A 24,976-nucleotide genomic window follows, 5' to 3' on the forward strand; every position below is an offset into this window, starting at 1 on the left:
GGACCGGGTGAGCAAGTCGTTCGTGCATCTGCACGTCCACACCGAGTACAGCATGCTGGACGGGGCGGCCAAGATGAAGCCGCTGTTCAAAGAGGCCGAACGACTGAACATGCCGGCGATCGCCATGTCGGATCATGGCAACATGTTCGGCGCGTACGAGTTTCAGAAGGTCGCGGCAGGCTCCCCGGTCAAGCCGATCATCGGTATTGAGGCGTACGTGGCGCCGCACAACCGGTTCGTGAAGAAGCCGGTGTTCTGGGGGCAGCGCGCTGAGACCGGTGTGGCGGACGGCGAGGGTGGCAAGGACGTCTCCGGTGGCGGCCGGTTCACGCACATGACGATGTGGGCCAAGGACGCGGACGGGTTGCGGAACCTGTTCCGGCTGTCGTCGCTGGCGTCGTTCGAGGGCTACTACTCCAAGCCGCGTATGGACCAGGAGCTGATCTCGCAGTACGCGTCCGGGATCATCGCGACGACCGGGTGCCCGTCCGGCGCGGTGCAGACCCGGTTGCGGCTCGGCCAGTATGACGAGGCCGTGAAGGTGGCCGGCGAGTACCAGGAGATTTTCGGGAAGGAGAACTACTTCCTGGAGCTGATGGACCACGGCATCAGCATCGAGCGGGAGGTCCGGGAGGACCTGCTCCGGCTGGCCAAGCAGCTCAACATTCCGCTGCTCGTCACGAACGACTCCCACTACGTGACCGAGGACCAGGCTGACGCGCACGACAGCCTTCTGTGCGTGGGTGTGGGCAAGAACAAGGACGACCCGAACCGGTTCCGGTTCAACGGGTCCGGCTACTACCTCAAGTCTGCTGACGAGATGTACGCGCTGTTCCCTGAGCTGCCGGAGGCGTGCGACAACACGCTGCTCGTGGCCGAGATGATCGGCGACTACAGCGACGTGTTCAAGCAGGTAGACCGGATGCCGGACTACCCGGACGTGCCCGAGGGCGAGACGCAGGAGTCGTGGCTTCGCAAGGAGGTGGAGCGCGGCCTGGTGATGCGGTACGGCGACCCTGTGCCGGCCGAGGTGATGGAGCGGTACGAGACCGAGATGAAGGTCATCGGACCGATGGGGTTCTCGAGCTACTTCCTCGTGGTGGCCGACATCTGCCGGTACGCGCGCGAGAACGGCATCCCGGTCGGGCCCGGCCGAGGATCCGCCACCGGCTCGATCGTGGCGTACGCGACCCGCATCACCGAGCTGGACCCGCTGGAGCACGGCCTGCTGTTCGAGCGGTTCCTCAACCCCGAGCGGATCAACCCGCCGGATGTTGACCTCGACTTCGACGACCGCCAGCGCGACCGCATGGTGGCCTACGTCACCGAGAAGTACGGCAGCGAGTACACCGCGCAGGTGAACACTTTCGGCACCATCAAGGCCAAGGCCGCCGTCAAGGACGCCAGCCGCATTCTCGGCTACCCGTTCGCGGTGGGCGACAAGATCACCAAGGCTATGCCTCCGGACGTCATGGGCAAGGGCGTCCCCCTCGCGGACCTGTTCAACGAGGACCACCCCCGCTACAACGAGGGCAACGAGATCCGCGCCCTCTACGAGAACGACCCCGACGTGCGGAAGGTCATCGACACCGGCCGCGGCATCGAAGGGCTGATCCGCGGCACCGGCGTGCACGCCGCCGCCGTCATCCTGTCCTCCACCCCGCTGCTCGACCTGATCCCCATGCACATGCGGGACAAGGACGGCGTCGTCATCACCGGATTCGACTACCCATCCTGTGAAGACATGGGCCTGGTCAAGATGGACTTCCTGGGCCTGCGGAACCTGGGCATCATCGACCACGCCATCAAGATCATCAAGCAGAACCGGGGCGTCGAGCTCGACACCCTGACGATGCCGCTCGACGACACCAAGACCTATCAGCTCCTGGCCCGCGGCGACACGCTCGGCGTGTTCCAGCTCGACGGCGGCCCCATGCGCTCGCTGCTGAAGCTGATGGAGCCGACCCGGTTCGAGGACATCGCCGCCGTGCTCGCCCTCTACCGGCCGGGCCCGATGGCGGCCAACGCGCACACCAACTACGCCCACCGCAAGAACGGCCGCCAGGACATCGGGCCGATCCACCCCGAGCTCAAGGACGCGCTGGAGCCGATCCTCGGGCCGACGTTCCACCTGCTCGTCTACCAGGAGCAGATCATGGCCGTCGCCCGGGAGCTCGCCGGCTACTCGCTCGGCGGCGCCGACCTGCTGCGCCGCGCCATGGGTAAGAAGAAGCCCGAGATCCTGGCCAAGGAGTTCGCGAACTTCCAGGCCGGCATGCGCGGCAACGGCTACAGCGACGAGGCCATCCAGGCGCTGTGGGACGTCATGCTGCCGTTCTCCGGGTACGCGTTCAACAAGTCGCACACCGCCGGCTACGGCCTCGTCGCCTACTGGACCGCCTACCTGAAGGCCAACTACCCCGCCGAGTACATGGCCGCGCTGCTCACCTCTGTGGGCGACGACAAGGACAAGGCCGCGGTCTACCTGGCCGAGTGCCGCAAGATGGGCATCCAGGTGCTCCCGCCGGACGTCAACGACTCCCAACTCGACTTCGTCGCGGTCGGAGACACACAGGTCCGGTTCGGGATGGGCGCGGTCCGCAACGTCGGCGAGAACGTCGTCGATGGGATCGTGAAAGCCCGCGCCGAGAAGGGCCGCTTCACCGACTTCAACGACTTCCTCGCCAAGGTGCCGCTGACGGCCTGCAACAAGCGCGTTATCGAATCGCTGATCAAGGCAGGCGCGTACGACTCCATGGAGCACCCGCGCAAGGGCCTGCTCATGATCCACGAGCAGGCCGTCGAGTCCGTCATCGACATCAAGAAGAACGAGGCGCACGGCCAGGACTCCCTGTTCGGCGGAATGGACGACACAGGCGACGACGCCGCGTTCACGATCGCCATCCCGGACATGGAGTGGGACAAGAAGACCAAGCTCGACTTCGAGCGGGAGATGCTCGGCCTGTACGTGTCCGACCACCCGCTGGCCGGCACCGAGCGCATCCTGGCCCGCAACCGAGACACCACCATCGCCGACCTGCTCGACTCCGGGCGTGAAGACCGCGGCGATGTCCAGGTGTCCGGCCTGGTCACCAAGGTGGACCGGAGGGTGAACAAGGCCGGCAACACGTGGGCCATCCTCACGGTAGAGGACATGGACGCCGCGGTAGAGTGCCTGTTCTTCCCCCGCAACTACGAGCTGTACGGGCCGGAGCTGCGACCGGACATCGTGGTGTCGGTGAAGGGTCAGATCAACAACCGGGACGGCGCCATCTCGATTTTCGCCCAGGAGATGGCGATCCTCGACGTGTCCGCCGCCAGCAGCGAGGCCGGGGCGCCGATCACGTTGTTCCTGCGCGAGGAGCGCATCACACCGAAGCTGCTGGCTGAGTTGCGGCACGTGCTGCAAACACATCAGGGGCGCGTGCCGCTGCACGTCAACGTGCGGCGGCTGGCGGGCAAAACCATGGTGATGGCGCTGCCGGATTGGCCGGTCAACGGCGAATCGTCATTCGCGGCCGACATCAAGGCGCTGCTCGGGCCGGAGGCGCTGTCCCTATGACCCGCCGGCAGATCGACGTCATGTCCTCCGACGACGTACCCGAGTGCCCGCGCTGCGGCAAGGAGGGGCTGCTGTACGCGCGCGTGCCGCACGGCTGGGTCAACGCGGCTGGGGAACGGGTGGACGGCTACACCGGGGTTGTGCTGTGCGCGGACTGCGACGCGAACGCCACCCATTCCGGGCCGCTGATCACCTGGTTCCACGTCAACGGCGAGGCGGACGACGAGGACCCGGAGTTCGTGCGGCTGCTCATCGCGTGGGCGACCCACGTGTTCGTCCCGATGTTGGATGAGCAGGCGCTGGAGGACGAGATCGAGCAGTGGCGGCGCGGCGAACTGTAGCCGCACGAGCAGAACGGGGCAGGGCCCCGGCACCTCTCGACGAGAGGCGCCGGGGCCCTGCCTTTGTTCACCGGTCAGGCGCTGAGCGCGGACGCCAGGCTGACGGTCCGGGACGGGTCGAGGGCCTTGTCGTCCTGCACGGCCGGGTCGGTGCAGTCCTTTGCGACCAGCAGGCCCTGCGCGGCCAGGCCCATGAACCGGCTGACGTCGTCCGGGTTGACGCCGAGAGCGGTCCCGGCGTCGGTGTCCAGGCGCAGGCTCAGAGGCCCACGGTCGTCGATGCCTTTGGAAGTCATGACATACCTCTCGCTACTGTGTGATTGATCGGGTTAGACGGACATGGCTACTGCGACGATCACCCCCTGTTCCTTCTCGACAGGGACGACGAAGTGCGTCAGCCACCCCGGGATGGCCAGGTGAGCGCCCGGCGTAGCGGCGATCATGAGGGGGCGGCCCCAGGGCAGGCCCGGCATCTCGACCATCGCGCAGCCGGCCCGCGGGTCCTCAGCCGCGATGCCGCCGGACTGCTCGTGGTGTCGCTCGGTCGCGGCCAGCACACACCAGGCCACGTAGTCGGCGGGAGACGCCGAGGCGGCCAGGTCATAGCCGCCGCCCCACCGCTGCACCTCCATCCGCGCCTGTGCCACGTGAGGGCGGCTGTCGGCGTCAGCCAGAGCGGCCATGGACGCGGTGAGCGCGTCGCACAGCTTGCCGGGGCTGGCGAGCACGAGTTCGGGGTCGAGGATCTCGAACGGGACGTCGGATGGCTCCAGCAGAAGGTTGCCGATGTGGTCGTGGACGATCCCCAGGAGGTCGATCTCGCTGACCACGACGTTGGTAGGCCAGTGGCGGGTCACCATGCTGCTCATGACCGGTCCCCTCTCGGCCGGTAGCCGACGTTGAAGGCGACGCAGATCCGGGGGTGCTCCCGCGACGCGGTGGCACGGACTTGGTGCCTGAGCCAGCCCGGGAACGCCACCATCCGCCCGGCGACCGGCTGGATCCGGATCGGCCCCGGGGAGGCGAAGCGGGCGACCGCGGCCGGCCGCGGATCCAGGAGCTGGAGGAAGCCAGCATCGCCGTCGCCGGGAGAGATGTAGTAGACGCCCCCGATGGCCGTGGAGTGGTGGGTGTGCGGCAGGAGCGACGCTCCTTCGGCGTAGGTGACCGCCCAGCCCTCCGCGAGCGGCTCGTCCTTGACGTCGCGGGCGGCGTCGCCGAGCATGTCGGCGACCATCGCCATGACGGCGTCGTAAATCCGGGCCCGCAGCCACGCCACCGCCGGCTGGCGCCAGGTCAGGATGTCCTCGCTGGACTTGCGGGCGTCGAGCCCGCCCGGCAGGATCACCGGCGCTGGTTGCTCGGCCTGCGCTTGAAGGATCATCCGCTGAAGGTCAGCGTTGTAGCCGTCCGCGTCCGGCAGGTCCGCCTGGTAGATGGGTACCGGCCAGATCTGGGAAACCATCTGCGGGGGTGCGTTCGTCATAGATCCTCCAGACGCTGGGCCACGGCCTGCCCGGCGGGGGTCAGGCCGTCGCGGTGCTTGTCGATGGTGGACAGGCAGCCCTTGGAGTAGGTGACCAGGTGGTCGATCCGGTTCTCCTGGCCGCTGAGCGTCCGGTACAGGCGGATCAACGCCGCGGCGACGTGAGCGCCGCCCAGCACCTCCGCCAGCGACCGGCCGGTGGTGCCGGACGGCATCGTCAGGTCGTGCTCGGCACGCGTCTGCAAGTCCCAGGCTTCCTGGATGAGGTACAGCCACTGGTGGCAGTTCTCGTGCAGCACTTGCGAGATGACCTGGTCCCGGGCGGTGAACGCGCGCCGGGACAGAAAAATGTGCTGCGGCCACGTCCGCAGGGACGCCGAGTATGCGGTGTCGTCCGCGTGAGCGAGATAGCGGATCGGCAGCCTCAGCAGCGGGCCCCACGAGGGTACGACGGCCGGCAGCATGTCGAGAACCAGCGCGACCTCCTGCTGCCGCGTCTCGGTGAGCTCGACCTCGGCGATGGGCGGCCGATCAGGGCGCAGCCGCAGCGCATTGCCGGGGATGAGCCACGACGTCGGATCGTGCGGAGCGGCGCCCACGGCGGTGAGACCGCGGCTGGTGGCCTCGTGGTGGCGCAGCGCAGCGACGAGGGCGAGCAGTCGCGCGTGCTCGAACGAGTCGTCCAGGAAGGGCAGACCACCCAGTTCAGTGACTGGATCTGCCAGGGCAGTGCTCACGTGCTCACCTCTTCCTTGAGCTGGCGGGTGATGAGAGCCCGATGGATGCGAGCGGGCTCGTCGTCCATGCCGATGACCAGCACGGCAACGCCGGCGCGGCGGCCGGTCTGCAAGCACGGCAGCGGCCAGCGCGCGTCCGGATCGGGAGTGAAATACGTGTCGGGAGGGTCTGGCATGCGGGCCAGCACCTGCGGCCCGCACACCAGCCCGTTGTAGGTGTCGTAGCCGAAACGGGGATGCCCGATGTCGAAGTCGTGGATGAGGACGACCCCGCGCCGGATGGCGGCCAGCTCGCGTTCCAGAGGCCAGTCCTGCGCCCAGTGGGCGTCCAGGAAGTAGAAGGGTTGCCGGTGAGCGAGGCTGATCTCTTCGATCAGGGAGGGTGAATCCTGGCATTCCACATGGGCGTTCCGCAGGCCGGCAAGACGATGGCGGGTGAAGCCGGCGTGCTCGCGGTCGATGTCGCACGAATACACGGGCACGCTCGGGTAGCGGCGGGCGAGGTAGGCGGTGGTGTCACCGAGGTAGCAGCCGGTTTCCACGATCGCGTCGCACTCGAAGTCACTGAGCAGGTCGTCCACGAGCAGCGCCACAGTGATGTCGAATCCGAACGGGCCGCCGCCATCGGACAGGCGGCGCTGCCCGGCCCGGATGGTGGTGTAGAAGACCTGGAGCGTCATGCCTGTCTGGGCTTCCTTCCAGCCAACGAGCTGGGTTTTGCAGGGATCGCGCATACGCCGCTCCAGGGGGTGGGGGTCGTTACGGAGTTGGAAAGTTGTCCGGCGGGCGCCGTTACGAACAGCGCGGGGAACCAAGCCCGGAGCCGAAGCCCGAGCCTCTTCCAGCAGGGCCGCAGTTCGGCATTCGCCGGCGCGCAGCCATAGAAGCCGCCGTCAGGCGCGGGAGGGGGGAACATCTCAGGTCCTTGCCATGCCGGGGACGCCCGTTGCAGGGCCGGCCGTGGGACGGCTGGAGCCGTGCCGGTCCCACGGCCGGCCGCCCCGGACCGGGCCATTGCCCGGGGCGAGGCTGCGGGCCTTCACGGGGGAAAGGCCCACAGCGGGGAAGGCCTTCGTCTGTCACTCCTCGCCGTGAGTGTCTGCCCGGGGAGGCTGGGCGGCAATGTCTGGCGGGGCGTCTTCCTCGCGGAGCTCCACGTAGTGGATGTTCAGGTAGGCGAAGTAGACCGCGTGCATCGTGTCGGCTCTTTTCCCGCAGGTGGCGAGGGCGTGGGTGCGCCCGCGCTTGACCAGTGAGGGAGACAGGCCGGCGACCGCTCAGGCCCGCCTCCCTCGGCCCCCTTGGAGTCCGCGCGATAGAGCGGTCAGGCCCGTGCGCGGGGAAGACGGCATCCAAGGGGGATATGGGACTCGCCGCCCCGGACGGGGCAGGCCCGCCGTGGGCGGCGAGGGTCAGCCAGCGCAGGCCGAGACGGTGGGATCCGGACACCGGGCCTGCGCCGTTAGCGCGCGACCGGCCCAGGGTGCACCGTCCCGGACCGGCCGCGCCAAGACGTGAAGGGCCGCCGGCCTGCTCTGACCAGCTTCTCCCCGCGTCTCGTCTGTTCAACCCGCCGCCCCCCAGAGTGCGGCGGGAAGTTCTTGCAGCACCTCGGCCGTCTGGGATCGCCGGGCCGGGGGGATGTGAGGCAGGGTGTCGGCCTGCCAGTGCGGCGGCGCCACCCGATCCATGAGCTGCCACAGCGCGTCAGGGTCGGCCGCCTGCAAGATGATGCCCTCGTCGCAGTGGCCCCTGTAAATCGCGATGTAGCGGCGCCAGTAGTGCGAGTCCATCACCAGGAACCAGCCGCGGGCGCGCTCTTGGAGATCCGCGACTTGCTGCTGCCGCGCAGTCGTCTCGGCGACGGGGTCAGCCTCGCGGGCCTGCATGTTGCGCCTCCTTGGGGAACGGATCGGTGGGTTAGAGCTCGGCGACCAGGTATTCCAGCATCTGCCGTCCGGCGTCGGCCAGGCGGATCGACGTCTCGTCCGGCTCGTCCGCGAAATGGGCCTCGTGCAGGTGGTAGAGCGTCCACAGCGCGGTCAGGCCGGCCCTCAGGTCCTTGGGCGTGTACGCCCACGAGGGGACCGCCCACATCAGCGCCTGAACCTCCTCGGGAGGGAAGCCGCCGGCGACGAGGTGCGGGGCGAGCAGCGCGGGTTCGATCCACGCTCGACCGGAGCACGCGCGCCCCCAGCCGACGACCGACGCGACCTTGTCCTTGATCAGCATGTGCCGCGGGGACAGGTTGGAGTGCAGCAGCGTTTCACCGTTCAGGCGGTCGATCACGAACCCGTCCAGAGCCCGCTCGTACAGGTCACGCGACGCGATCGCGCTGCGCGGCGTTTTCAGCATGAGCCGGGCCTTGGGGACCACGTCCTGCTGGAGGCGCCGGACGATCGTGGGCGTGTTCGGCGGGCACGGGGTGAGCAGCTTGCCGAGCTGCGCCACGGCGTCGAGCGCGTCGGGCAGGTCGGCCGTGATGCCGCGCCGCAGGTCCACCGGGCGGGCGTGATCGTTGATCAGTTCCCAGGCGGTGATGTACCAGCGCGGGCCGGCGTTCGCGCCGACCTCGGTCTCCCACAGCTTGCGCGGCACGGGCGCGGACGGCGCGGTGACGGCGATCTGGCGGGCCGCCCACCGCTCATGCTTGTGCAGGTAGGCGTACGGGCTGGTCGTCGGGATCGCCTTGATGAACACGTGGTCGTCGGCGCCGTACATGCGGGCCGCGAACTCGTCGGGCTTGCCCGGGACGGTCTGGGCGCCGTCCTTGTCCACGGGGCCGATCTGCTGCACGATCGCGTTCTGCACGTGCGGAGGGACACGGGTCCAGCGAAGGTGATTCATTACAGTCTCCAGGAAGGGGGAAGTCAGGTCATGTTCGGCCCGAAGCGGGCGACAGCCGCGAGATAGTGCGCGCGGCCGACGTCCTCCTCCAGCTCGTGGTCGGGCCGCCACGTGGATGCCTCGACCAGGCCGGGCTCAAGCAGCTCCAGGCCGTCGAGGAACATCGACTCGATCACCGCCCGCGGCCGCGGATACATGTCGGCGATCGGCTTGTAGTCGGAGAGCATCTTCGCCCGCTCCCCCTTCTTCAGGAGGTCATCGCGGGCGTGCGAGAAGATCAGGACCCCGTACGGGAAGGCGGCCATGTAGCGGCGCAGCACCCCGCCCGGGTCGTCCCAATCCGCCCAGAAGTGCACCAGCGCCGTGGCGGCGATCACCGCAGGCTGGTCACGGCTGATCCCCCCGAGGGCCTTGGCGGTGGCGAGGACCATGTCCACGTGCCGGGCGTCCGCCTCAATCACGGCGGTTGTCTCGGCCACGTCGAGCAGTGCACGCCCGTGCACCGCCACCTTCGGATCGTTGTCCACGTACACCACGCGGGCGCCCTTGTGGTACCGGGAGACGATGTCGAACGTGCTCTCTTGATCCTCCGATGGCAGCCCGCACCCGAGGTTCAGCCACTGCGTGATGCCCGTCTCGGCCGCCACAGCGGCGGTGGCGCGGGCGACGAACCGCAGGTGCTCTCTCGTGGCCACCTTCAGATGGATGCCGTTCCCCGCGGAGTTCATCGCATCCAGCACGGCCCGTTCGGGAGCCGAGTTGTCTTTCCCGCCTGTCGCAGCGTTGTAGACGCCGGCGATCGACGGGCGGGTGACTGGTATTCCTGGGCCCGTCGCTGGCGTGTGGCGGTTCGGGCGTCCGATGTGAGAGGGGGCTGCCAGGGCCGGGTTGAACGTGCTGCCGGGACCTCTGGGGCTGTCGGTCATGAGGCCTCTATCGTTTCGGGGGAGCGTTGCCGCGCTCCTGCTACCGCGTGTAAGGGTTCGATGTCAGTAAACGCTCAGCCGCGGAACGTAGAGAGACCCGAAAAAGTTAGCGCCACGCGTTAGCGCTGGCCTGGGGAAATTCCCCGGAGCGAGGGCGAAACGTTAGCTGTTCGTCGGCAGATGCGTAAGCGCTACCTTAGAAACAGGCGGCTCAAGGCAGAGGATGAGTCATGGCAACCCCATCCAAGCGGCAGCAACGCGCACTTCGCTCGCACCAACTGCGGATGCGTGGGCTCACGTGGGAACATATCGCAGCGGTGTGGGAAACGGACCATCCGGATATGTCGCCTCGTGAGGCATTTCGGACGGCTCACGACCTCAGTCTGCAAGACGTCGCCGACCGTTGGAACCAGCTCGACGCCGGCGATGCCCCCATGGTCAGATCGCGCATCCTTGAGTTCGAGCGCTGGCCCAAGAGGGGCCGCAGGCCCAGCGTAACCGGCCTGCATGTGCTCGCACGCATCTACCAGACCCATGCGCGGAGCCTGCTTACCAATACTGAGTACGCGCTCTATAAGGGTGATGAAAGGGCCGAGATTGACCGTATCGACTACCGGTCTCTTGACGAGAATTACAGGACACACGAACCCATTGAGATCCCTGAGACGCCATATCCGGGCACACCCGAAGTATCGCACCCATCGCTCACCGATCTCCGAGATCGCCGCATCCTGGACCCCGCGCAACAGCTCTCCCTCTACGCGAGAGAATCCTCGAAGATATTGACCCAGGCCGAGCAGAGCAACGTCGGTGATGACACCATCGCGCGGCTACAAGCGGAGCTCCAGCAGGCCGCGCACAACTACCTGAAGATCCCCATGGGAAAGCTGCTCGCGGACGTGCGGCGCATTCGAGATGAGGCTCTCCACCTTCTCGAAGGGCGGCAGCCCCTGCGGTACCGGACAGAGCTCCACGTGATCGCATCCTGGGCCATGACCGTACTCGGCTGGGCCAGCACCGACCTAGGCCGCGTAGACGCGACCGCAGCCCATACGCACACTGCGTGGTACTTCGCACAGGAAGCCGGGAGCGACGTCCTCCGTGCCTGGGTTTGCAAGACCAGGCAGGTGGCCGCCTACTGGGCAAATAACCGTGAGGCGGCCATCCAGCACGCCGAGCGCGGCGCCTTCTTCGCTGCACGGGTCGGCGGGCAGACGCACGTGATGCTCGCGAGCACCTTGGCGCTCGACTACGCGCGCGCAGGCAGGCTCCACGATGCCCGCGAGACCCTCGCGCAGGCCCGAGACATTCCCGCCGAGCAGGAACGCCAGTGCCTGGGAGGAGTGCTGAGCTGCCCACCAGAGCGAGCTCTTAGCTACTGGGCCGACGCCGCCCTCGTCCTTGGCCAGCCTGCACTGGCCCTGGAACTGGCCGAAAGCGGCGTCGCAGCATCGCGCGCCCGATCGGCGCCGGACCGCAACCTCGGCACGGAACGAATGACACAGCTCCACGTTGTCAGAGCGCACATCGACCAGGACGAACTCGAAGCTGCCGAGCACGCGTTGGCCACCGTGCTGGACACGCCTCTTGATGCTCGGCCGGCACCGCTGCTGCTGCAACTCTCCGAAATCCCCACGAGGATGGGCCCGAGCTTGCGTGACAGCCGTGATGGCAGAAGGATCAGTGACGCGATCGGCGCCTTCCGAGCGGCGACGACATCGCGACCGGAAAGGCGGGCCCTTGACGACGGAAGACACCAAGACTCGTGACCACTGGTGGTGGCGGCCGGGCTGGAAACAAGGCCGCTCCTTCTACACCTGGCACATCCTTGTGGACGACCAACCCGCGATCCACGAGTTCGCCAAGCAGATCCAGCCTGAACTAGCAGCCACTGGCGTGCTGGGGCCCATCCCCGTGGAATGGCTCCACATGACCATGCAGGGCGTCGGCTTTACCCATGAGGTGAGCGCGGAGACTCTCAACGAGATCGCAACCGCAGCGACCGCCCGTCTCGCCGCCCTCGGGCCAGTCACCGTCACGCTCGGACCCCCAGTCGCGGACGCGGAAGGCGTCAACCTACCCGTCCAGCCGGCAGAAGCCGTGAATGCCGTACGGCGGGCCGTACGCGACGGGATCGCCGACGTCTGGGGTAGCGACCGTGTGCCCGAAGCAGAAGACGGCTTTCGCCCGCATGTGAGCCTTGCCTACTCCCATACCAGCGGTGCTTGGCTGGAGCCGATTCGCAGCATCCTGGCCCGCCACGCGACCACCATCCCCGCCGTGCTGGCCCGTGCTTCGCTGATCGACATCAACCGCGATCACCGCATGTACCAGTGGAAGCTCATCAGGCGGGTACCCTTCGGCGCTGGGCGGACGTAAGTCGGCGGCGGCGGACGCAACCGGCACCCGCCGGGCATTCTCCGCCCATGGCTCGTAGCAAGGCACGCATCTCTCCGGGGCTCGCCAAGCGGCTCGCTGCCGGCGTCATCCGGGACAAGGTTGAACGGATCACCGAAGCGGTGGCAGAGGAGGCGAAAGACCGGGCGCCGGACGCCAAGCGGTGGCAGACCACCAACGGTGCCGAGGCACGCCCCTCGCACCGGCACGCTGACGGGCAGACCATCCCAGCGACTATCCCCTACCAGCTCCCGAAGATGGAGTACGTCGGCAGGGCCAGCGATGACCGGGGCAGAGCAGCGGCGGGCGCGGGTAGGTGGGTGACAAGCACCGCCGTGGACCTGGCTGACCGGCCGCGTGATCCGTCTCTGCCGATTCATCAGCGGATCAACTGCGAGTGCCAGAGCGTGATTGTTCCGGGCGTGATCGCTGCGGCGACCCGCGCTCTGCCGACGCGCGTCCGCGGTTCCAAGGTGTCCGCCGCCGTCGAAGTGGTCTTTGACCGCATCGCCGAAGCCGAGTTCGGCACCAACGACACCCCGGGCTCGCACTTCCTGAGCCTCGCCGGGTCGCTCGTTATGGCCCGCCGCCGGTAGCCGATCACGTGGGGCGGAGCGAGCCTTCCACGCGCAGCCAGCCCACAGACGGCTCTACAGCATGCGAACGCCGCTCCGCCGTGATCACTACCCACTCCCGGCCTGTGGACGCCTCCACGACGAGATCACGGGCACGCAGAGGCCACTCGGCAGGATCGACGCCCAGCACCCACACACCCGGCCCATCGCGCTCGCCATCCTCGACGGGCTCGTCCACGATCCGGCCCGGCCGCGCCACGCCCGCCGGCGCCCAGCCGGACGCGGAGCGGATGCCGTGCGCATCCGTCGTCACCGTCGCGCGCCGCACCGCGAACTGCGTGGTCGCGAGCATCACGGCCATGGCCACCGCCACGTGATCTCCAGCGGATGCGGGGCGATCCCCGGCTCCTGGTTGACGCCGCGGCGCTTCCACCGCTTCAGGCTCTCCAGGCTGGGCGGCGCACCGGCCGCGCCCGAGCCGGCCGCGCCGCCGCCGGCGTCCTCATACGTGACGCTCTGCCCCTCGACACTGGCCGCCTTGATCAGCCGCGTGTCCGGCGCGTCGCGCTGGACGACGCGCCGCACTTCCGGCGCGGCGGCCGCAGCCGCGCGCACGTACCGCGTGAGCGCCTTGCCGTACACCGGATTCTCCGCCGGGTTCAGGCCGGCGCGGTAGGTGATCGTGTAGAGCCCGGTGAGCTCGCCACCCGGTCCCGTCTCCGCCACGGCGGACAGCACCTCGATCACCGGGCCGAAGCCGAGTCGCCACCCGCCTCGCCCGTCACCGCGCGCGCCACGCTGCACCAGCGTCACCGGAAGCGGCGGCTTCCCGAGGTAGGCGGCGACGTCCCCGAACGCGTCGCTGATCGCCTCGGCGACCGTCTCGCGCTGCTCCTCCGTCAGCGGCAGCTTCAGCCCGGCCCGGAGCGCGACCTTCTCCGGAGTGACGGCCAGCAGCTCGTCAGCGCTCACCCGAACCTCCTCCCGTAGAAACAGCTCGGCGGCGCACTGGAGGAGTGTGGGCGCCGGGTCCCCACCGTCTGGGCACCCACACCCCACCAGTACGCCGCCGAGTCCCCCCGATCACGCGGTCAGGAGGATGCCAGCTTCTGGCGGATACGGTCCGCCTCCGATCGAGGCACCCGCGCACCCTCCGGGTACAGCAGCCGGTTGGTCGGCGTGGACGCGCCGGCGTAGTAGTGCCGCTCGAGCACGCGCCGCTTCACGTGCACGTGCGTGTAGCGCGGGCCCGGGTCCTCGAACAGGTCGTCCGCGTCCGTCACGCGTTCGCCGTTGCTCCAGCGCAGGTCCAGCGTCCCCTCCTGGCCCACGGCCGGCGGCGGGGGCGGAGGAGTCATCGGGTCCTGCTTGACCTCGGTCTTCTTCTCGCGCTTGGCGGGCGGGGTCAGCGGCGCAGCGTCAGTGACCGGCTCGTCGTCGGCGGTGTCGGCCTCGGCCGGCTCGTCGGGAGGGGTGAGCGGCGCCGGGTTGGCGGGCTCGGGTGCCGGGACGACCTCGGGGGTCTCCTCGACTGGGTCGGCTGCTGCCGCCTTGGTCTGGTTTCGGGTCCGGGGTGGCATGGCGCGCCTCCAGAGTCAACGGATGTCTCTGAACCGGCGGTCCAGATCGGACGCGGACGGTAGGCGGCGGCCCGTCCTTCCGTCCGCTTCCGCCCCCGGGGGGTGTGCGGCGAGCGGCGTCCGCCTCAATCGGAGGCGGACGGTAGGTGGCGGCCCGCCCTAGCTTCCGTGCCTGTGCCGCTCGCAACCTGAGAAACACGATAGACACTATTAAAGAACGCTGCTAATGTTTGGGTGTGTTACCGGGTTGCGAGCGGCGCGAACCGGTACCCCACCACCGGAAGGAACACCCACGTGCACGCGATCGAGGTGCAGACCGACGAGGCGACCAGCGACGAGCTAGAACGCTGCAACCACCTGTGCCGGATACCGACGCCCACCACCGAGGGCCAGTGCCCCGAGTGCAAGCGGACCGTCTACGCCTGCGAGAACTGCAACGTCTGCCGAACCTGCGGGACTTTCACCACCGACCCGCAGGACATCAGCGAGGACGCACTCGCCGACGAGGACACCTCGTGGTGCGGCTACACCTGCAACGCCGACACCCTCAACGCGCCCTCGCCCGAGCACTGCGTCAGTTGCGGATACGTCACCGACTTCTGCGCCGACTGCGAGCGCTGCAAGGAGTGCGGCCGCTAGGCCATCGCCGCCTCGCCCCGTGCCTGCCGCCCGCGCCCCTCTCTGGGCGCGGGCCGCGCCTCCCCCTGAAAGGAAACCCCGTGCTCACCACGGCGCTCCACCTTCACGACCTGATGAACCCCGGCGCCCTGCTGGACGCCATCGAGGACGGCTACGTCCGCCAGCAGACCCACCCCAAGCTGCCGCTGGCCATCCTGAACTACACCACCCAGACGCAGGCCGAACGCGTCTGGAACGAGGTCACCAAGCAGTGCCGTGGCCTGATCATCGACACCCGCACCGGCGACGTCGTCGCGCGCCCGCTGGCCAAGTTCTTCACCTTCGACCAGATCGACCACGGTCTCCCGATCGACGCGCCCGCGTACGTCTTCGACAAGCTGGACGGCAGCCTCGGCATCCTCTACCCGACCGGCGACGGCCAGCACGCCGTAGCCACGCGCGGCTCGTTCACCAGCCCGCAGGCCCGCCACGCGACGAAGGTGTGGCGTGAGCGGTTCGCCGACAAGGTGATGATCGACCCCACGTTCACCTACCTGTTCGAGATCATCTACCCCAGCAACCGGATCGTGCTGGACTACGGCGACCTCGACGACCTCGTCTTCCTCGGCGCGGTCAACAACGAGACCGGGCTGCTCATGCTGCCCGGCCTCATCGACTGGCCCGGCCGCGTGGCGGAGCAGTTCACGTACCTCACGCTCGGGGAGGCGCTCGCCGCTCCGCCCCGGCCGAACGCAGAGGGCTTCGTCATCCACCTGCCTGTCCAGAAGCTGATCATCAAGCTCAAGCAGGCCGACTACCTCGCCCTCCACGCCGTCCTCACGAACACGAGCGCCCGCACCATCTGGGAGTACCTGGCCGTCAACGCCGTCGCGCACCTCATCGACCACCCCAAGAAGTGGGCATCCCTGCTGCGCCTCGACCCGCGCCGCGCCGAGCGCCGCCAGGCGGTGGGCCCGGACTGGCTGGCCCGGATGCTCGACAACGTGCCGGACGAGTTCCACGCCTGGGTGAAGCGCACCGCCGCCGACCTGACCAGCAGCGTGGCAGCGCTCGCCCGCGAGGTGGACGAGTACGCCGACCTCGCCCGCTACGTCTACGGCGACGACCGCAAGGCCATGGCCGCCGAAGTGGCCGACCACCACGAGCAGGGCCTGGTGTTCAAGCGGGTCAGCGGCGACGACATCACCGCCCAGCTCTGGCTCCGCTTCTACCCCGAGGCGGACATCCCGTGGCTCGTTCAGGAGGAGGAGGCCGCGTGAGCACCCTCATCTACACGCGCGGCCTGCCCGCCTCCGGCAAGTCCACATGGGCCAAGCAGTGGGTAGCCGAGAACGTCGGCGGCCGCGCCCGCGTCAACAAGGACGACCTGCGCGCCATGGCCCACAACAGCGAGTTCGTGCCGGGCGTGACTGAGCAGCGGATCAACACCGTCCGCGACAGCACGATCCTCGGGCTGCTCACGGCGGGCGTGGACGTCGTCTGCGACGACACCAACCTGCCCCAGCGGGTCGCGCGCGGCCTGCACCAGCTCGCCGCCAAGGCGGGCGCGGACGTGCACGTCCGCGACTTCACCACCGTCCCGCTCCAGGTCTGCCTGGAGCGGGACGCCGCCCGCCCCCAGTCGGTGGGTGAGAAGGTGATTCGGGGCATGCACGAGCGGTACCTGAAGGGCCGCACGCTGCCGCTCCCGGCTCCGGCCGCCGCGCCGCGCGGCAAGCTGCTCGTCCCGTACACGCCGCCCACCGGACGCCTGACCAAGGCGTTCCTCCTGGACGTGGACGGCACCGCCGCGCTGATGGGCGATCGCTCCCCGTACGACCTCAGCCGCGTCGGGGAGGACCTGCCGAACAAGCCGGTGCTCGACGTCGCCCGCTCCATGTACTGGCGCGGCTGGGACTGCATCGTCCTGTCCGGCCGGGACGAGATCTGCCGAGACGAGACCGTCCGATGGCTGCGCTACCACCTCGGCATCCCGATCCACGGCCCGTTCATGCGCGCCGCAGGGGACCGCCGCGCCGACTGGATCGTCAAGGCCGAACTGTTCGATGAGCACGTCCGCGACCACTTCATCGTGGACTTCGTCCTCGACGACCGCGACCAGGTCGTCCAGATGTGGCGCCGCCTCGGCCTGACCACCTTCCAGGTCGCCGAAGGCAACTTCTGACCCACTCCCCGCCCGCGCCCACCCGGGCGCGGGCCCCCGAACCGCCCGCACCTCACCCCGCCGGAGGAGCACGTGCCTACCAAGAGACGCGCCCGGGGCACCGCCACCCGCACCCGGGCCACCACCAAGACCACCGCCAGTGCCAAGCCGCGCACCGCGCCGGCACGCCGCCGCTCGGCGTCCAAGGACCCGCTCGGGTGGGCCCTCAACAAGCTGGTCGTCACCCTGCCCGCCAAGGGCTGGAAGCTCACCGCGAAGGCCCTCGGCGCGGCCGTACGCGGCGCCAAGAACCTCGACGAGGCGCAGCAGCGCGACGGCATCGCGCTGGCCATCATCGCCGCCGCCATCATCCTGGCCGCCATCGTGTGGCGGCTCGCGGACGGCCACATCGCCACCGCCGCCGACGTCGTCATCCGCGCCGTGATCGGCGTAGGCGCGTGGCTGCTTCCGCTCCTCGTCGGGGCCGTCGCCTGGCGGCTGCTGCGATCCAAGACCTCGCCCGGCCGGACGGTCGCCGGCTGGTGCCTGCTCGCGGCCGCGCTGCTCGGCATCGTCCACGTCACCCAGGGGCTGCCCGCCCCGTTCGGCCAGGGCGGAAGCTGGGACGCCGTCGCGGCCGCCGGCGGGCTGGCAGGCTGGCTGCTGGCCGCGCTGCCCGCGCTCGTGCTGCCCGTGGCCGTGGTCGTTCCCCTGCTGCTGATCCTGGTCGTGTTCGGACTGCTGCTCATCACCGGCATCCCGCTTCACCGCGTCCCCCGGCTCGTCCGGGGCGCCGTCAGCGACGTCCTGGAGCGGGCCGCCGCCCGTCGTGCCCGCGCCGAGCGGCCTGCGCTGGTCGAGGCGGCGGAGAAGCAGCCCACGACCACCCCCGCCACGCCCGCGCCCCCTACGCGCGAGCCCGACCCGCAGCCCGCGCCCACCATCGCGCCTGCTTCACCAGCCGCCGTGGAGGCCGCCGCAGCCGCAGAGCCGTCCGCCGCCTCAGCGGCCGCGCCTGCGCCACCGGCCAACAACGTCCCGGCACCGGCGGACCCCGCCGAACTGCTCCCGGTGGCCGTCCATGACCCCAGCCCGTACGTCCTGCCCGACCCCGCCCTGCTCCAGGCCGGCCGTGCGCCCAGACCGCAAACCAAGGCCAACACGGTCGTGGTCAACGCGCTGACCGGCGTGCTGGACCAGTTCGGCATCGACGCCCAGGTCATCGGATTCACGCGCGGGCCGACCGTCACCCGCTACGAGATCGAGCTCGGGCCCGCGGTGAAGGTGGAGAAGGTCACCGCCCTCACCAAGAACATCGCCTACGCCGTCAAGTCCGAAGACGTGCGCATCCTGTCGCCGATCCCCGGCAAGTCGGCCATCGGGGTGGAGATCCCGAACACGGACAAGGACCTGGTGGCGCTCGGCGACGTCCTCCGCTCGGCCGTGGCCCGCGCCGACCACCACCCGATGATCGTCGGCCTGGGCAAGGACGTCGAGGGCCGCACCATCATCGCCAACCTCGCCAAGATGCCCCACCTGCTCATCGCGGGCGCCACCGGCGCCGGCAAGTCGGTCTGCGTCAACGGCCTGATCACCTCCATCCTGATGCGCGCCACCCCCGACGAGGTGCGCATGGTGCTCGTGGACCCGAAGCGGGTCGAGCTCAGCGTGTACGAGGGCATCCCCCACCTCATCACCCCCATCATCACCAACCCGAAGAAGGCCGCCGAAGCGCTCGAATGGATGGTGGGCGAGATGGACCGGCGCTACGACGACCTGGCGGAGACCGGCTTCCGGCACGTGGACGACTACAACGCCGCCGTCCGCGCCGGCACCGTCGCACCCCGGCCGGGGGAGGAGCCGCGCAGCCCACTGCCGTACCTACTCGTCATCGTGGACGAGCTCGCCGACCTCATGATGGTTGCCCCTAAGGACGTCGAGGACTCGATCGTCCGCATCACCCAGCTTGCGCGCGCCGCCGGCATCCACCTCGTCATCGCCACCCAGCGCCCCTCGGTGGACGTCGTCACCGGCCTGATCAAGGCCAACGTGCCTTCCCGGCTTGCGTTCGCCGTCTCCTCCCTCACCGACTCGCGCGTCATCCTCGACCAGCCCGGCGCCGAGAAGCTGGTCGGCCAGGGCGACGCGCTGTTCATCCCCATGGGGGCGAGCAAGCCGATCCGCGTGCAGAACGCGTTCGTGTCGGAGAGGGAGATCGCCGAGATCGTCGCCCACTGCAAGACGCAGGCCCGCGCCGACTACCGGGAAGACGTCGCGGCCGCGCCCGCCCGGCGGGAGATCGACGAGGAGATTGGCGACGACCTGCCGCTGCTCGTCCAGGCCGCCGAGCTCGTCATCACCACGCAGTTTGGGTCCACGTCGATGCTTCAGCGCAAGCTCCGCGTCGGCTTCGCCAAGGCAGGGCGGCTCATGGACCTGCTCGAATCCCGGGGCGTCGTCGGCCCCAGCGAGGGCTCTAAGGCGCGCGAGGTGCTCGTCAAGCCTGATGACTTGCCCGCCTTCCTGGACGGGCTCGCCGAGAGCGCCCGCTGATGCCCATCCGGCCCGAGAACAAGCACCGGTACCCGGCGGACTGGCCCGAGATCTCCCTCGCGGTGAAGGAAGACGCCGGGTGGCGGTGCGAGTGCCTCGGAGAGTGCGGCCGCGGCACCCACGCTGGCCGCTGCCCCAACGTGCACGACCAGCCCGCCTACGGCACGGGCTCCCGCGTCATCCTCACTACGGCGCACCTGGACCACACGCCTGAGCACTGTGACCGCTCCAACCTGCGGGCCTTCTGCCAGGGCTGTCATCTTCATTACGACAAGGACCACCAAGCCGAGACTCGCGCCCGCACGCGCGCCGCAGCGCTCTCTGCCGCCGGTCAGGATCCGCTGCCTGGCATCGGGGAGGCGTAGGTGGCCACACTCCTCGCCGTAATCCGGCCTGGCGGTCGCACCCAGCGGTGTGACGCCCGCTGCTACGACGCCCACGAGGCCGAATGTCAATGCGTGTGCGGCGGGCTCAACCACGGCGCCGGCTTCCACACCGCACTGGAGAACACGCGCCGGCTTCACCAGGAATGGATCGAGGCGGCCCACACGGCAGACCCCGACATCCTGAACATCGAGATCGACCTCAACGCGCAGGGCTACGCACTGTTCTGACCCCCGATGATCGGCCAAGGACGGTACCTGGCCGGGGGGCCTAGTCTGCGCGGCCATGTGCGAGATCACCATCTCCTGCGGCTCCTGCTCCTGCCCTGACCCGCAGCCCGAGCCGCCTACGCCGTACCGCCCCAGGCGGCACTCCGACCTGAACCGCTGGGTGGCCGCTTCCACCTACGCAGAGGCGTGCTCGGCAACCCTCCAGGTCCCCCACGGAACCGCCACCATGTATACGGCCAAGGCGATCCTGCCGGCCGGACACGCCATCGACGCCGTACACGTCGCCGTGCATCAGGCGGCGACCGCCTACCTGTCCGGCGAGGCGCGACTCGCCGTCTACACCAGCGAGTTCGGCCCCCACTCCCACACTCCCAACCTGCCCAACCTGTACGGCCGGGTGGGGTTCAACCGCGGCGAGCTCGAAACCCGGGTCGAAGCCACAGACCAGGACCGGATCATCTACCTGGCGGCGCTCGTTCCGGCGTACGACACCCCTCCGCACCTGCTCAGTACCGCGCCCGTCCCCGCCACCGAGAATCCCGATGACGCATACCAGCTCTGGTGGACCCTGTCAGGGCAGCGCTGCGAATCCGCGCCGCGCAGCATCCTGCCGGCCACGGTCGGCGGCGACTCAGGCTTTGACCCAGTGGATCGGGTCATCCTGCTCGCCGCCGAGATGACCCGCAGCGCCTGACCTTGGCGCTACTGCTGCTCAGCCTTCGCTACGACGGGCTGAGCAGCAGCCCGGGGCGGGTTGAGCTTGCGCCACACCGTCATGATCCCCACGCCGACGTCGTCCGCGATCTCCCGGTAGGTGACGTTCTCGGCCCGCATGCGGCGGGCCCGATCCACATCCCACTTCGGCCGCTTCCCCTTGAACAGGGTGAGGTTCTCCCGCTCGGCCAGCCGCGCCACCGTCGAGGGCGTCACGCGCGTCAGCCGCGCGATCTCGGCCTGGTTCATCTTCTGCTCGATCGCAGCCCGGATCTCCGCCTGCTTGTCCGGCGACAGCCGCAGCGCCCGCGGATGCGCCGGCGTCCGCATCTCCACGTCCGCGCGCTGGCGCAGAAGCGTGGACAGCCGCTGGAACGAACAGCGGTGCTCGGCCGCGATCTCCCGCAGCGTCCACCCCTGCCGGTAGAGGGCGGCCGCCTTGTCCACCATGTCGTCCGTGATGCGGGTGCGTGTCGTGCTGGAGGGTGATGCCATGCCGGGCAGTGTCATTCACCTGAGCCGTTAGCGTCTGCGTCCGGCATCTCGGCCAGCCCGTCCCGAAGCTCACGCAAGATCGCCCGCACGCGGGAAGGGCTCGCACCCGTGAGGACCGCTATCGCCTCGGGCGGCCACTCCTGGCTGTCCAGCTCGACGATCTGGGCATGGTCGAGACGCTGCTGCCCGCCTACCGGACGCCGCGGTATCCCAGCCTCATCCGCGATGCGGCGCACCGTCTCGTCGCACACCCCGAACTCGGCCATGATGTCCGCCATCGCGGCGTCGCCGGCGTATGCTTCGGCGATCTTGTCCCGCTTCTCCTGCGGGATGAGCTGGGTGCCCGTCCGGCCGCCGACCGGCCGCATGGTGACGCGCCCCTTCAGCTTGCGGTGGATGGCGGCATGCGACACACCGAACTGGGCGGCCATCGACCGCACCGACGCGCCCGCCTCGTACGCCTTGACGAGCGCGTCCACGTTGAGCTGCTTACGCCCCGGCACGGGAACCTCCGTCGTACGGGACGGCCAGGCCGTGCTCAAGCAGCAGGTCGTTGAGGGACACGCCGGTGAAGGCGCTGCGCAGCGTGCCGAGCATGCGCCCGTACTTCTCGCGGTGGTTCCTCTGCGTCTCCACCAGCAGCTCGGGCTGACCGTCCACCCAGCCGCGCACAAATGCGGCCACGTGCGCGCCGCGGCCGGTGTTCTTCTCGGCCACGTTGAGGCCGACGAGCCGCAGCTTGGTCTTGATGGCGACACCGTCGATGGGCAGCAGCGTCGCCTCCATTGTGTCGCCGTCGATGACGCGCACGTCCCGCGCCCGGTACAGGTACGGCGGCGCGTCGCCGTCGAACACCTCGCCGGCCAGCTTGTCCGGCTTGGACACGTCCAGCCGTACGAGGCTGGCGTTGCCGCGCTCGGCCAGCCAGTCCGTGACCGGCTGGCCGCCGACGCTGCCGGGCAGCGTCAGGGTGACCGTCGTGGTGTATTCGATGCCGAACCCGAGATCGAGCACAGTGGCTGATCGACGGCGGCGGCTTTCGCCGAATCGGGCCCTGTAAACGTACAGGTCACGCGTGCTGGGAGTCATGCGGTGGAGAGTGCCGGGAGAGGACCGCTAGTGTCCTCTCCCGATCCGGGGTGGCGATCTCGCCAAGCACTAGCGACTCGCGTCGGTTCGCCGCCAGGAGGGGCAATCACATTCGGCTGGGCGGGCCAAAGGTAAAGCTTTGCCCATGCTTTGACCCGCATACGGCCAAGGGGAGGGGCGTGAAGAGGGGGCGTGATGTGCTTGGGGGGGCGTGCGGCAGGCCCGCCTCCAGGAGGCGTAGCGGTTGACTGAGATCAGCGAAGCGCTGGGCAAGGTCAACCGCTGTCTCTTCCCTTCGATACGAGTGGCGCAAGCAGCGGCGGGGAGGGCTTTCCGCAAGATTCTTTGCCGATAGGTCTTCCCACCCCCAAAGACCGGGAATACTGTCGTTACGCGGATACGAACCGTAATCACTGGTGCCTCTCATGGAGGACGTCATGATCATCGCTCATTCGCCGTCCGCACCATAAACCCACGGGTACACATGTCTCCCCTTCACATGGACAGCCAGCAACTGATCACCGGGATGCTGATCAGCGTGGTCGGCGAGATTGACCACACCAACATGGAAGAGTTTGAGTCCTACATAAGCCGTGAGCTTCGCCCGGGAGAGCCATTGGTGTTGGATCTCGGCGGGCTGACCTTCATGGACAGCAGCGGCCTGAACGTGTTGCTTCTGCTCAGCGCGGCAACGCGAAACCAGGGCACATGCCTGCACCTAGCCGCTGTGCAGGATGTGCCCGCTCGCGTGCTTCAGATCACCGGTGTGTGGGACGCCATGAACATCCACCTCAGTGTGGAGGGGGCCATTGCCACGGTGCTACGTGACTTTGCGGTGCAGGCACAGTCTTCGTGAGGCCCATGCAACTCACCACAACGGTGCGTGAAGCGAGGAATGGGAGAGAGCGTGTGCTGCCCTCTCCCACTGCGCCGCGAGAGTGCTACGGGGTCGTGGCGAACTCGCCGAGCACCAGCGACTCGGGCCGGTCCACCGCCAGGCCGATCCGCTCGGAGCCCCGCAGCACGACGTAGCCGCGCTCGAACGCCTCGCCCGTCTCGGTGCTCGCCTGGACGGAGACGCTCTCCCGGTCGAACAACTTCGCGCCGTAGCCAAAACTGCACGTCAGGAACGTGCCCTGGTTGATGGCGGCGGTGTCCACGACCCGCATCCGCCACACGCGCTTCTCGCCGCCGACCGCGACGGACACGGCGATCAGGTACTGGCCGTTCTCGTCGCGCTCTGTCTCGATCTGCTCCCAGTCGAAGGGGTGCAGCACGACGCCGTTGGGCTCGAAGAACGCCAGGATGGCCATCGTGGCGGAGCGCCGGAGCTGGAGGCTCTTGTACGCGGCGTCCGCGGCGAGGCCGGTGTACTCCTGGGCGCCGGGGATGTTGAAGAGACCGGTGATCTCGTCGCCGTTGCCGGCGCCGTAGAGGATCTCCTCGTCCTCCTTCAGCTTCAGCCCGTCCACAAGGTCACGGTCGATGATGCCCCTGATCCGGGACTCGTCAGCCAGCGTGTTCTTGTGGATGTGGACCGTGTGCGCGAGCTCGACGATCGGCGCGGTGTACGGGATGAAGCTCAGCTTCGACTTCGGGGCCTTACCGAACACGTCGGTGTCGTTGCCGAGCGCCGGCGAGCCGTTCGGCTGCTCCCGCTCGGGCACCCGCCGGGCGTTGTTGGTGAACCCGATCTGCCTGATCCCGTACAAAATGTTGCTCTGGGTCTGCTCGGACGGGAAAAGGTCGCGCACGCGGCCGGGCCTGCGCTGCCGCTCGGCGAGGCCGACGTTTTCGGCGGTGCCGAACGCGGGCGTGGTGTGCGTGCCGGCCGAGAGGGAGAAGATGTCCTTCCTCTCGAAGTCGTACAAGCCCTGCTCGAACTCGGCGACCTGGCCGAGCTGCCGGAACTGGCCGGACTTCATCTCGGCGTACGCGTCGGAGTCGAGGAACGCCTCCGACAGGGACTTGTGCTGCTTGCCGTGCGCGGTCGCCACGGCGTCGCGGGCCGCGTAGGACGGCTCGTTCGGCTCGTCGAGGAACCGCTCGATGTCCAGGTGTTCCTTCTGCTCCTGGATGAGCGCCTTGATCTCACGCGCCTCGCCCAGCGTCTTCTGGTAGTCGGCGTGCGCCTCGGTCGAGATGACCATGTGGCCCTTGCCGGTCTCGTCCGTGACGGTGTTCGAGATGGCGTTCAGCCGGGCGGACTTCTGCTCCAGGGCGGAGGTCAGTTCCTTGATACGTGCGTTGATGTCGCTCTTAGCCGTGGTCACGGCTC

At 68.7% G+C, this 24,976-nt stretch carries 28 protein-coding genes; 13 read left to right on the forward strand and 15 right to left on the reverse strand.

The features are described from left to right. Positions 1-7 precede the first annotated feature (7 nt). On the forward strand, positions 8-3,562 hold the full coding sequence (gene dnaE / locus AB0I79_RS17810; protein WP_357873737.1) for a DNA polymerase III subunit alpha: 3,555 nt from the start codon (positions 8-10) through the stop codon (positions 3,560-3,562). Beyond that, the gene (locus tag AB0I79_RS17815; protein ID WP_357873740.1) at positions 3,559-3,903 is read left to right on the forward strand and encodes a DUF6300 family protein; all 345 of its coding nucleotides are present in this window, start codon (positions 3,559-3,561) and stop codon (positions 3,901-3,903) included. Before dnaE ends, AB0I79_RS17815 begins: the two co-directional genes overlap by 4 nt. A 74-nt stretch (positions 3,904-3,977) precedes the next feature. Here AB0I79_RS17815 and AB0I79_RS17820 read toward each other — a convergent pair whose 3' ends face one another. The 8 genes from AB0I79_RS17820 to AB0I79_RS17855 form a co-directional block, all read right to left on the reverse strand. Continuing rightward, on the reverse strand, positions 3,978-4,199 hold the full coding sequence (locus AB0I79_RS17820; RefSeq protein ID WP_357873742.1) for a hypothetical protein: 222 nt from the start codon (positions 4,197-4,199) through the stop codon (positions 3,978-3,980). 33 nt (positions 4,200-4,232) lie between these two features. Continuing rightward, positions 4,233-4,772 carry a hypothetical protein gene (locus AB0I79_RS17825; protein ID WP_357873745.1) on the reverse strand — a complete coding sequence of 180 codons (540 nt, stop codon included), beginning with the start codon at positions 4,770-4,772 and terminating at the stop codon, positions 4,233-4,235. Further along, complete coding sequence (locus AB0I79_RS17830; RefSeq protein WP_357873748.1) at positions 4,769-5,389, reverse strand: TIGR02466 family protein; 621 nt, start codon at positions 5,387-5,389, stop codon at positions 4,769-4,771. Before AB0I79_RS17830 ends, AB0I79_RS17825 begins: the two co-directional genes overlap by 4 nt. Then, entirely contained in the window at positions 5,386-6,126 is a 741-nt protein-coding gene (locus AB0I79_RS17835; RefSeq protein ID WP_357873751.1) for a hypothetical protein, read from the reverse strand. Before AB0I79_RS17835 ends, AB0I79_RS17830 begins: the two co-directional genes overlap by 4 nt. Then, a complete protein-coding gene (locus AB0I79_RS17840; protein WP_357873753.1) occupies positions 6,123-6,860 on the reverse strand; it encodes a hypothetical protein in 738 nt (245 codons plus the stop codon). Before AB0I79_RS17840 ends, AB0I79_RS17835 begins: the two co-directional genes overlap by 4 nt. 831 nt (positions 6,861-7,691) lie before the next feature. After that, the gene (locus AB0I79_RS17845; protein ID WP_357873755.1) at positions 7,692-8,015 is read right to left on the reverse strand and encodes a hypothetical protein; all 324 of its coding nucleotides are present in this window, start codon (positions 8,013-8,015) and stop codon (positions 7,692-7,694) included. Between the two features lie 31 nt (positions 8,016-8,046). Continuing rightward, a complete protein-coding gene (locus AB0I79_RS17850; protein ID WP_357873758.1) occupies positions 8,047-8,973 on the reverse strand; it encodes a hypothetical protein in 927 nt (308 codons plus the stop codon). A 23-nt stretch (positions 8,974-8,996) separates the two neighbouring features. After that, positions 8,997-9,899, reverse strand: a complete 903-nt coding sequence (locus AB0I79_RS17855; protein ID WP_357873761.1) for an SAM-dependent methyltransferase — start codon at positions 9,897-9,899, stop codon at positions 8,997-8,999. Positions 9,900-10,129: 230 nt separating this feature from the next. On the opposite strand from AB0I79_RS17855, the gene AB0I79_RS17860 reads away from it, so the two are divergent. The 3 genes from AB0I79_RS17860 to AB0I79_RS17870 are packed head-to-tail and all read left to right on the forward strand — an operon-like array spanning position 10,130 to position 12,892. Continuing rightward, on the forward strand, positions 10,130-11,668 hold the full coding sequence (locus AB0I79_RS17860; RefSeq protein ID WP_357873764.1) for a hypothetical protein: 1,539 nt from the start codon (positions 10,130-10,132) through the stop codon (positions 11,666-11,668). Continuing rightward, positions 11,640-12,278: a 2'-5' RNA ligase family protein gene (locus tag AB0I79_RS17865; protein WP_357873767.1), complete on the forward strand. Its 639-nt coding sequence runs from the start codon at positions 11,640-11,642 to the stop codon at positions 12,276-12,278. The genes AB0I79_RS17860 and AB0I79_RS17865 overlap by 29 nt, the downstream gene beginning before the upstream one ends. 47 nt (positions 12,279-12,325) lie before the next feature. Beyond that, complete coding sequence (locus AB0I79_RS17870) at positions 12,326-12,892, forward strand: hypothetical protein (protein WP_357873770.1); 567 nt, start codon at positions 12,326-12,328, stop codon at positions 12,890-12,892. Between the two features lie 4 nt (positions 12,893-12,896). On the opposite strand, the gene AB0I79_RS17875 is transcribed toward AB0I79_RS17870, so the two are convergent. From AB0I79_RS17875 to AB0I79_RS17885, 3 genes are all read right to left on the reverse strand, one after another. Continuing rightward, positions 12,897-13,244, reverse strand: coding sequence for a hypothetical protein (locus AB0I79_RS17875; protein ID WP_357873773.1), 348 nt, complete (start codon positions 13,242-13,244; stop codon positions 12,897-12,899). After that, positions 13,223-13,843 carry a hypothetical protein gene (locus AB0I79_RS17880; RefSeq protein WP_357873775.1) on the reverse strand — a complete coding sequence of 207 codons (621 nt, stop codon included), beginning with the start codon at positions 13,841-13,843 and terminating at the stop codon, positions 13,223-13,225. Before AB0I79_RS17880 ends, AB0I79_RS17875 begins: the two co-directional genes overlap by 22 nt. A 119-nt stretch (positions 13,844-13,962) precedes the next feature. Continuing rightward, positions 13,963-14,451: a hypothetical protein gene (locus AB0I79_RS17885; protein ID WP_357873777.1), complete on the reverse strand. Its 489-nt coding sequence runs from the start codon at positions 14,449-14,451 to the stop codon at positions 13,963-13,965. 294 nt (positions 14,452-14,745) lie between these two features. Between AB0I79_RS17885 and AB0I79_RS17890 the strand changes: the two genes are divergently transcribed. The 7 genes from AB0I79_RS17890 (at position 14,746) to AB0I79_RS17920 (ending at position 21,094) form a co-directional block, all read left to right on the forward strand. After that, positions 14,746-15,090 (forward strand): hypothetical protein, encoded by a 345-nt coding sequence (locus AB0I79_RS17890; RefSeq protein WP_357873780.1) that lies wholly within the window; start codon positions 14,746-14,748, stop codon positions 15,088-15,090. An 80-nt stretch (positions 15,091-15,170) separates the two neighbouring features. Then, entirely contained in the window at positions 15,171-16,349 is a 1,179-nt protein-coding gene (locus AB0I79_RS17895; RefSeq protein WP_357873783.1) for an RNA ligase, read from the forward strand. Next, positions 16,346-17,254 carry an AAA family ATPase gene (locus AB0I79_RS17900; protein WP_357873786.1) on the forward strand — a complete coding sequence of 303 codons (909 nt, stop codon included), beginning with the start codon at positions 16,346-16,348 and terminating at the stop codon, positions 17,252-17,254. Before AB0I79_RS17895 ends, AB0I79_RS17900 begins: the two co-directional genes overlap by 4 nt. 72 nt (positions 17,255-17,326) lie before the next feature. Next, complete coding sequence (locus tag AB0I79_RS17905; protein WP_357873789.1) at positions 17,327-19,786, forward strand: DNA translocase FtsK 4TM domain-containing protein; 2,460 nt, start codon at positions 17,327-17,329, stop codon at positions 19,784-19,786. After that, a complete protein-coding gene (locus AB0I79_RS17910) occupies positions 19,786-20,151 on the forward strand; it encodes a hypothetical protein (protein ID WP_357873792.1) in 366 nt (121 codons plus the stop codon). The genes AB0I79_RS17905 and AB0I79_RS17910 overlap by 1 nt, the downstream gene beginning before the upstream one ends. Continuing rightward, positions 20,152-20,400, forward strand: coding sequence for a hypothetical protein (locus tag AB0I79_RS17915; protein WP_357873794.1), 249 nt, complete (start codon positions 20,152-20,154; stop codon positions 20,398-20,400). 55 nt (positions 20,401-20,455) lie between these two features. Beyond that, a complete protein-coding gene (locus AB0I79_RS17920; RefSeq protein WP_357873796.1) occupies positions 20,456-21,094 on the forward strand; it encodes a hypothetical protein in 639 nt (212 codons plus the stop codon). 8 nt (positions 21,095-21,102) lie between these two features. Here the strand turns inward: AB0I79_RS17920 and AB0I79_RS17925 are convergent, their stop codons facing one another. Genes AB0I79_RS17925 through AB0I79_RS17935 form a run of 3 tightly spaced genes read right to left on the reverse strand, consistent with a single transcriptional unit; the run spans position 21,103 to position 22,698 of the window. Continuing rightward, a complete protein-coding gene (locus AB0I79_RS17925) occupies positions 21,103-21,609 on the reverse strand; it encodes a hypothetical protein (RefSeq protein WP_357873799.1) in 507 nt (168 codons plus the stop codon). A gap of 11 nt (positions 21,610-21,620) precedes the next feature. After that, positions 21,621-22,088, reverse strand: coding sequence for a hypothetical protein (locus AB0I79_RS17930; protein ID WP_357873802.1), 468 nt, complete (start codon positions 22,086-22,088; stop codon positions 21,621-21,623). Between the two features lie 10 nt (positions 22,089-22,098). Further along, entirely contained in the window at positions 22,099-22,698 is a 600-nt protein-coding gene (locus AB0I79_RS17935; RefSeq protein ID WP_357873805.1) for a hypothetical protein, read from the reverse strand. A gap of 499 nt (positions 22,699-23,197) precedes the next feature. Here AB0I79_RS17935 and AB0I79_RS17940 point away from each other — a divergent pair, with 499 nt between their 5' ends. Further along, positions 23,198-23,554 (forward strand): STAS domain-containing protein, encoded by a 357-nt coding sequence (locus AB0I79_RS17940; protein ID WP_357873808.1) that lies wholly within the window; start codon positions 23,198-23,200, stop codon positions 23,552-23,554. Between the two features lie 85 nt (positions 23,555-23,639). Here the strand turns inward: AB0I79_RS17940 and AB0I79_RS17945 are convergent, their stop codons facing one another. Next, complete coding sequence (locus AB0I79_RS17945; protein ID WP_357873810.1) at positions 23,640-24,971, reverse strand: phage major capsid protein; 1,332 nt, start codon at positions 24,969-24,971, stop codon at positions 23,640-23,642. Positions 24,972-24,976 lie beyond the last annotated feature (5 nt).

The organism is Nonomuraea sp. NPDC050202 (genome assembly GCF_040656115.1).
Taxonomy (GTDB): domain Bacteria; phylum Actinomycetota; class Actinomycetes; order Streptosporangiales; family Streptosporangiaceae; genus Nonomuraea.

What these genes read in the sequence shown, in the direction of transcription:
- AB0I79_RS17815 (WP_357873740.1), top strand. Translation starts at nt 3,559, where the DNA reads ATGACCCGCCGGCAGATCGACGTCATGTCCTCCGACGACGTACCCGAG.
- AB0I79_RS17885 (WP_357873777.1), bottom strand. Translation starts at nt 14,451, where the DNA reads ATGCCACCCCGGACCCGAAACCAGACCAAGGCGGCAGCAGCCGACCCA.
- AB0I79_RS17830 (WP_357873748.1), bottom strand. Translation starts at nt 5,389, where the DNA reads ATGACGAACGCACCCCCGCAGATGGTTTCCCAGATCTGGCCGGTACCC.
- AB0I79_RS17850 (WP_357873758.1), bottom strand. Translation starts at nt 8,973, where the DNA reads ATGAATCACCTTCGCTGGACCCGTGTCCCTCCGCACGTGCAGAACGCG.
- AB0I79_RS17935 (WP_357873805.1), bottom strand. Translation starts at nt 22,698, where the DNA reads ATGACTCCCAGCACGCGTGACCTGTACGTTTACAGGGCCCGATTCGGC.
- AB0I79_RS17840 (WP_357873753.1), bottom strand. Translation starts at nt 6,860, where the DNA reads ATGCGCGATCCCTGCAAAACCCAGCTCGTTGGCTGGAAGGAAGCCCAG.
- AB0I79_RS17920 (WP_357873796.1), top strand. Translation starts at nt 20,456, where the DNA reads ATGTGCGAGATCACCATCTCCTGCGGCTCCTGCTCCTGCCCTGACCCG.
- AB0I79_RS17820 (WP_357873742.1), bottom strand. Translation starts at nt 4,199, where the DNA reads ATGACTTCCAAAGGCATCGACGACCGTGGGCCTCTGAGCCTGCGCCTG.
- AB0I79_RS17910 (WP_357873792.1), top strand. Translation starts at nt 19,786, where the DNA reads ATGCCCATCCGGCCCGAGAACAAGCACCGGTACCCGGCGGACTGGCCC.
- AB0I79_RS17940 (WP_357873808.1), top strand. Translation starts at nt 23,198, where the DNA reads ATGGACAGCCAGCAACTGATCACCGGGATGCTGATCAGCGTGGTCGGC.
- AB0I79_RS17860 (WP_357873764.1), top strand. Translation starts at nt 10,130, where the DNA reads ATGGCAACCCCATCCAAGCGGCAGCAACGCGCACTTCGCTCGCACCAA.
- AB0I79_RS17925 (WP_357873799.1), bottom strand. Translation starts at nt 21,609, where the DNA reads ATGGCATCACCCTCCAGCACGACACGCACCCGCATCACGGACGACATG.
- AB0I79_RS17825 (WP_357873745.1), bottom strand. Translation starts at nt 4,772, where the DNA reads ATGAGCAGCATGGTGACCCGCCACTGGCCTACCAACGTCGTGGTCAGC.
- AB0I79_RS17845 (WP_357873755.1), bottom strand. Translation starts at nt 8,015, where the DNA reads ATGCAGGCCCGCGAGGCTGACCCCGTCGCCGAGACGACTGCGCGGCAG.
- AB0I79_RS17855 (WP_357873761.1), bottom strand. Translation starts at nt 9,899, where the DNA reads ATGACCGACAGCCCCAGAGGTCCCGGCAGCACGTTCAACCCGGCCCTG.
- AB0I79_RS17870 (WP_357873770.1), top strand. Translation starts at nt 12,326, where the DNA reads ATGGCTCGTAGCAAGGCACGCATCTCTCCGGGGCTCGCCAAGCGGCTC.